Here is a 5315-nt window from a genome sequence, read left to right as displayed (position 1 = left end):
ACCCGCCAGCGGCGGCTGGCCGAACTGGAAGAAGCCATTGCCGGACTGGAGGAAGAAATCACGCTAATCGAAACGGAGATGACGATGCCGGAGGTCTATCAGGACTACATGGTGCTTCAGGAGCATGAGCGGGACTTAAACGAAAGGAAACAGCGGCTTGCCGGATTTTTTAGCGAATGGGAAGTCCTTGCTGACGAATAATAGGAGAAAATCGTCTCACATTCTTTTAACAATTTAGGATTTGGTCACACTCTATTATCCACAAGGTTGTCCCCAGATTTCGTGCATAACTGTTATTAAAAAAAGACCCAACGGGTCTTTTTTTGTGCATCAAACCGCCGTTTGTTGTGTCAAGACTTTTTTATCCACCAGATTATCCACATTATCCACATTTCTTACACCCGCCTGTGAAAAACTTGCCCCCTTTTTCGGGCATTAAAAAAGCAGGCTTAAATGCTGCTTTTACACGATTTTTACACAGATCGAACAGAATATGTGGATAACCTTGTCCACAACTTGACAAAAACCGTCTATCTGTGCTTTGCCTGCATAAAAACGAATCTTCCCTCGCTTTTAAGTTGCTGGAAAGATGCGCTTTCGGTTTATCAAACTGCGTAAGAGATAGGCTTGGCGCTGCTGCCAGTCTGGACATGAAGCACTCCCAGCCTATACCTTACGCCTGACGGCTGGGCGATTGCTTTATCATCTGCAGCAGTTCATCGTCGCTGACGGATTTTTGACGGTCTGCCAGCCGCTTGAAGGATTCGTACAGCTCCTCCAGCTCGGCAGGCTCCAGAGTGATGCCATATTGCGCGGCCCGGTCCTTGAGCGCGTGCCGACCGGAGTGTTTGCCCAGGATAATCATGCTGCGCGGAATGCCAAGACGCTCCGGGTCCATGATTTCATAGGTGCTACGGTCTTTGAGCAGTCCGTCCTGATGGATGCCCGATTCATGCTGGAACGCGTTCCGGCCCATGACCGGCTTGTTGTAGGCGAGCGGAAAGTGCATCATCTCACTGACCAGGCGCGACGTCTCATACAGCTTGTTCAGAGCTAGATCGGTCTTGGCATTCAGCGCATCTCCCCGGGTTTCCAGCGCCATCGCCAGCTCCTCCAAAGCGCAGTTGCCCGTCCGCTCGCCGATCCCGTTAACGGTCACTTCAATCTGCGTCGCGCCGCCGGCGATTGCGGCAAGGCTGTTAGCGACAGCAAGGCCAAGATCATTATGGCAGTGGGCGCTATAGCTGACCTTGTCGCCGCCCCTTGCGCCCTGCCGCACCCGCCGGAACATCTCGCCGTATTCATGAGGCAGAGCGTAGCCGACGGTATCCGGCAGATTAATGATCGTCGCCCCCTCCTCAATGACCGCCTCAACCATTTCAATCAGATCATCGGTACCCGTGCGCGCGGCATCCATTGCCGTAAACTCCACCGTATCGCAGAACTGACGGGCATAAGCGGTCATTGCCCGGGCAGCCGCCACGACCTCGGCCCGGCTCTTGCGCAGCTGATGGCGCAGATGAATGTCGGAAGAGGAAATAAACAGATGGATTCGCCGGCGCTCGGCGTCCTGCGTCGCCTTGACGGCGGCATCGATATCGCCTCTGACGGCCCTGGCGAAGCCGCAGATTTCCACGTTCCGGATTTGGCGGGAAATGGTCTGGACCGCCGCAAAGTCTCCGGGACTGGAGACTGGGAAGCCCGGCTCCAGCACATCCACCCCAAGCTCGGCCAGCTTGCATGCGAGCACGATTTTTTGCTCCGGCGTCAGGCTCGCCCCCGGTGCCTGTTCCCCGTCTCTGAGCGTTGTATCAAAAATGTTTATCTTCCTGCTAGGATGCACTGTCATTGTAAAATTCCTCCCGATTTATAGGTTTGGGTATGGTCTACAGCTGGCTAAGCACGCAAAAACCCGCCGTCTCCTTCAAAGAGACGGCGGGTTTCCCCTCCGCGATACCACTCTTCTTGACGCGCTATGGGCGGAAATCTTCATTTCCCTCGGTAGCGTCCAGCTCATCTTCCCCGAAGCGCCGCTCCATTTCAGGAAGCGCACCTTGCGGGGAAAGTCCGGTAACGGGGACGATCCGTAAGCCGCGTACCTCGCCGCTTGGCCCGCTGACTGGTTACCGGATCGGCCGTTCCCCGGTTCCAAATTCAGCGCGGCTGCAAGCCGCAGTCTCCGCTCATCCGCTCCCGGGCGAGATTCAAAGGGGGATGACCGCTGCGTCGCACCGACCCGCAGCTCTCTGCCTTGCCATCCTTCCTTCTACTGCTCCCGTTCATCGCGTTATCCTATCTTTCTTGTGAACAAAAAAAGCCCGCCGTCTCATCAAGAGACGACAGGCTGTGCCTTCGCGGTACCACTCTTGTTGATATATCGTTCAGACTCGCATAGGCGGTCTCTTCGACATATCCACTTAACTGTCATGCGGTCCGGTAAAGAATAAATGCTTCTTCCCTGTCCGAATGACCATCCTTTCACGGAGACGATCCGTAACGGCGTACTATCCACCAGCCGTGCACTGCCGGTTGACGCATGTGCTCCATAGCTTAACATGCATCTCTTTCCGCCGTTCCGCTCCCGGACGAGTTCAGGATTCCTTCGGCTGCGTCGCACCGACCCGCAGCTCTCTTTACCCCGGAATAACCTTACTGCTTCCGATCATCGCGTTTGTCATTATGATTGTCATGATTATACGCGCGGACAATCGCCGCTGTCAATAGCCCTTAACCGACCAATCTTCCAGGGAAAAGCCGGGATCGGCCACCATGTCCAGCGGCGTTCCGCCGTCGCTTCTCCATTTCACATAAGCGGCTGCGCCGATCATCGCGGCGTTATCCGTGCAGTACACGGCCGGAGGAATGATCAGCTCTATGCCTTCACTTTCACAGCGGGCCGCAAGCGCCTCTCTCAGCCCCCGGTTCGCAGCCACTCCGCCGCACAGCAGCAGCTGCCGCGCTTCCGTGGCGCGGACGGCCCGGACGGCTTTTTCCACCAGCACCTCGACGACCGATTCCTGGAAGCCGCGAGCGATAGCCGCCACATCAGGCTTCAGCCCTTTCATCCGGCTTTGGTTCACCAGATTCAGCACTGCCGACTTCAAGCCGCTGAGGCTGAAATCGTAGGAATCCGGCTCCAGCCACACCCTCGGCAGCACCGCCGCTTCCGCCGCTTCATGCGCCAGCTTGTCCACATGCGGACCGCCTGGATAGGGGAATCCCAGCGCCCGGGCCACCTTGTCGTAGGCTTCGCCAACCGCATCGTCCCGCGTGCGCCCGATAATCCGGAAGCGCCCTTCCGCTTCCAGGCTGACCAGCTCCGTATGTCCCCCGGAAGCTACCAGCGCCAGGCATGGGTACTTCAGCTCTTGCACCAGCCGGCCCGCATAAATATGTCCGGCGATATGATGCGTCCCGATCAGCGGCTTGTTCCAGGCCAGCGCGAGAGCTTTGGCAGCCACAACGCCGACCAGCAGAGCTCCGACTAGTCCCGGTCCCTGCGTTACCGCGACCGCGTCCAACATATCCGGTGTAACTCCGGCCCGAGCAAGCGCCTCTTCCACAATAAGCGTAATGACCTCCACATGCTTGCGGGAGGCCACTTCAGGCACCACACCGCCGAAAGCGCGGTGAGTTTCGATCTGGCTGGAGATGATGTTCGACAGCACCTCATAGCCCTCTTTTACAACAGCCGCCGACGTCTCGTCGCAGCTTGTCTCGATTGCCAATATATAGACAGGCTTTGGAGTGCCCGTTTCGTCCTTCATTCCAATCACACTCTTCCTTCCATAACCCCGTAATCCAGATAAGACGGCAGATCCGCCCACATAATCAGCGCATCCTCACGGTTGTCGGAATAATATCCTTTGCGCAGACCGGCGGGCCGGAAGCCTTTTTTGCGGTACAAATTTTGAGCGATTTCGTTAGATACTCGCACTTCCAGTGTGATCGATTTCATCCCGAGATAGGCGGCGGTCTTCATCAGCTCATCCAGCAGCCTTTCGCCCCATTTTCGCCCCCGGTACGCCTCAAGCAGCGCGATATTTGTCACATGCGCCTCATCTACAATCGCCCACATTCCCGCGTAGCCGATGATGCGGCCATCAAACTCCATAACCATGTACCTGGCAAAATGATTATGCGTAAGCTCATTGCGGAAGGCCTCTCCTGTCCAGGGCATCGTAAAGGCTTCATGTTCGATCACGAGAATATCGGGGATATCTTCCACTTTCATCAACCGAAAACTAAGACCTTCTTCCCGCCCTTTTGCCGGTTCAGCTTCCGTCATCTCGATTTCACGCCTCCTTTGCCGGCTTTGAGCAGATTCGCTTCCGCTTCCGCAAGCTGTGTATAATTGGGAATTAGGCCGTGGACATCGTCGGTATCTCCGGATGCATGCCGCGCTTCCCCAAGAAATCCGATCCAGCAGCCTTCCAGCTCATATGGCAAAACGCGCAGCTCGGCGGCGCCCTCCAGCGGCTTCAGCGAATCCGTGCTCCCATGCGCAGCCGTCTCGCCGACAAACCAGAGCCGGCGGGGGGCCTCCCCTAGCGCCTTCGCTTTCTCCAGGCGCTCCGTCAGGGACTGCACCCAATCCGCCATCAGGCGTATCCGGTCCGGTGCAAGACGCTTCGGCGCACTCCCGCCTTCTGCGGCGAACAGAGCCGTATACACCTGACCGCGCCGCGCATCGAGTAGCGGAATAATCCAGTCCGGTCCAAAGCCGTCAGCGGACGGCTCTTTCCCGGCGGCGGCTTCGTCCGGGCTTCCCACGCCGGCGCTCCAGCCGCCCCAGGCCAGCGCCTGCAGCGTGGACACGCCGACGACGGGCAGCTTCCAGCCCCACGCTAGCGACTTGGCTGCCGTGATGGCAATCCGGGTTCCCGTATAGGAACCCGGCCCAACGCCGACGGTAATGCCGTCCAGCATTTCGCTTCCTCCCGAAGCCTGCAGCGCCTCGCCGATAATCGGCAGAAGATGCACGGAATGGTTGCGTTCTCCCGACGCATTAATTTCATGCAGTACCCTTCCGCCCTCGGTCACTGCCACGCCGAGCGTTGCCGTCGCCGTATCCAGCGCCAAAAACCGCTTGCGCGGCTGTTCAATTGCATTCGTCATGCTTGCTATAACCCCACTTCTGTATCAGACCGCGGCAGACGCTCTCATAAGGCTCTCCAGCTGCGGTTACTGTAATCACGCGTTCCTCCGGCCCTGTCGTCTCCAGGCGGATATGCAGATGTCTCTCGGGCATCAGGTCCGAAAGTATACTGCTCCATTCCACCAGACAAACTCCCTGCCCGTAGAAATATTCGTCC

The 5315-nt window shown here is 57.3% G+C and carries 5 protein-coding genes, 3 pseudogenes and 1 other annotated feature; of the genes and pseudogenes, 2 read left to right on the top strand and 6 right to left on the bottom strand.

Translation table 11 applies throughout. From position 1 onward, the window contains the following. Nucleotides 1–201 (top strand): annotated as a pseudogene (locus L691_RS0104730) (multidrug ABC transporter ATP-binding protein); the annotation flags it as partial. 181 nt (nucleotides 202–382) lie between these two features. Here the strand turns inward: L691_RS0104730 and L691_RS31805 are convergent. Together L691_RS31805 and L691_RS0104725 are read right to left on the bottom strand one after the other, a co-directional pair. Then, nucleotides 383–652 carry a hypothetical protein gene (locus tag L691_RS31805; protein WP_156934162.1) on the bottom strand — a complete coding sequence of 90 codons (270 nt, stop codon included), beginning with the start codon at nucleotides 650–652 and terminating at the stop codon, nucleotides 383–385. Nucleotides 653–679: 27 nt separating this feature from the next. Beyond that, a pseudogene (locus L691_RS0104725) lies at nucleotides 680–1849 on the bottom strand (2-isopropylmalate synthase); the annotation flags it as partial. A 32-nt stretch (nucleotides 1850–1881) separates the two neighbouring features. Here L691_RS0104725 and L691_RS31800 point away from each other — a divergent pair. Beyond that, nucleotides 1882–2307, top strand: a complete 426-nt coding sequence (locus L691_RS31800; protein WP_156934161.1) for a hypothetical protein — start codon at nucleotides 1882–1884, stop codon at nucleotides 2305–2307. Nucleotides 2308–2329: 22 nt separating this feature from the next. Beyond that, nucleotides 2330–2675: a binding site (T-box leader), on the bottom strand. A 42-nt stretch (nucleotides 2676–2717) separates the two neighbouring features. Here the strand turns inward: L691_RS31800 and tsaD are convergent. From tsaD to L691_RS32490, 4 genes and pseudogenes are all read right to left on the bottom strand, one after another. Continuing rightward, nucleotides 2718–3767, bottom strand: a complete 1050-nt coding sequence (gene tsaD, locus L691_RS0104715; protein ID WP_025689098.1) for a tRNA (adenosine(37)-N6)-threonylcarbamoyltransferase complex transferase subunit TsaD — start codon at nucleotides 3765–3767, stop codon at nucleotides 2718–2720. Nucleotides 3768–3772: 5 nt separating this feature from the next. Next, on the bottom strand, nucleotides 3773–4288 hold the full coding sequence (gene rimI, locus L691_RS0104710; protein WP_025689097.1) for a ribosomal protein S18-alanine N-acetyltransferase: 516 nt from the start codon (nucleotides 4286–4288) through the stop codon (nucleotides 3773–3775). Further along, a complete protein-coding gene (gene tsaB, locus L691_RS0104705; RefSeq protein WP_025689096.1) occupies nucleotides 4285–5118 on the bottom strand; it encodes a tRNA (adenosine(37)-N6)-threonylcarbamoyltransferase complex dimerization subunit type 1 TsaB in 834 nt (277 codons plus the stop codon). Before tsaB ends, rimI begins: the two co-directional genes overlap by 4 nt. Continuing rightward, nucleotides 5102–5315 (bottom strand): annotated as a pseudogene (locus tag L691_RS32490) (hypothetical protein); the annotation flags it as partial. The gene tsaB and the pseudogene L691_RS32490, both read right to left, overlap by 17 nt.

The organism is Paenibacillus zanthoxyli JH29 (assembly GCF_000520715.1).
In the GTDB taxonomy this organism is placed as follows: domain Bacteria; phylum Bacillota; class Bacilli; order Paenibacillales; family Paenibacillaceae; genus Paenibacillus_AQ; species Paenibacillus_AQ zanthoxyli.
Note: the sequence above shows the minus strand (reverse complement) of the source record. Positions and strands in the feature narration are given on the sequence as shown.